This window comes from Rhodococcus sp. H36-A4, from assembly GCF_027158005.1.
Taxonomy (GTDB): Bacteria; Actinomycetota; Actinomycetes; order Mycobacteriales; family Mycobacteriaceae; genus Rhodococcoides.
In genome coordinates, this window is record NZ_JAPVLQ010000028.1 from 1 (window position 1) to 625 (window position 625).

Annotated in this window: 1 protein-coding gene; it reads left to right on the plus strand. The window is 57.9% G+C overall.

Annotated elements, in window-relative coordinates; translation table 11 throughout:
* Window positions 1-295: integrase core domain-containing protein (locus O1W68_RS21515; RefSeq protein WP_269307042.1), on the plus strand; the 295-nt coding region annotated here is incomplete at its 5' end.
* Window positions 296-625 lie beyond the last annotated feature (330 nt).

A 625-nucleotide genomic window follows, 5' to 3' on the forward strand; every position in this document is an offset into this window, starting at 1 on the left:
GTGTGGACGGTACGGGTTGCGGCGTTCGATGGGGGCAACCGGTATTTGCTGGGACAACGCCGGCGCGGAGAGTCTGTGGTCGACGTTCAAGCACGAGTACTACTACCGGCACACCTTCGTTCATGCCGCTGAATTGGTTGCTGCAGTTGACAACTGGATGAATTTCTACAACACTCGCCGTAGGCACTCCACGATCGGGATGCTCAGCCCCACCACGTACGAACAGTCACTGACCGCGCCCAATCATGGCCGCGTAACCACTGTCCACTTTTGGGGGAACCTCAGAGCACCGTAGTTCGAACCCGAGGGTGCGACCGGCCGCCCCAAGCAAGCGTCATGTCTAGTTTATGCGAACGGATAGGACATCAGCAGCCTCCAGCTCGTGGTAAAGGTCGGCGATACCGTCGCGCGACCCGCGCTGGTCGCAGCTGGTGAAGATCAGTCGCTCTGCGGCCCGTGAAATCCCAACAAAGAACGCCATCGTTGATTCGACAGTATTGAGGTTCCCCCCGAAAAGTGGACAGTGGTCACGCGGCCATGATGGGCGCGATAAGTGACTGTTCGTAACTGTGAGGGCTGAGCATCCCGATCGTTGAGTGCCTACGGCGAGTGTTGTAGAAATTCA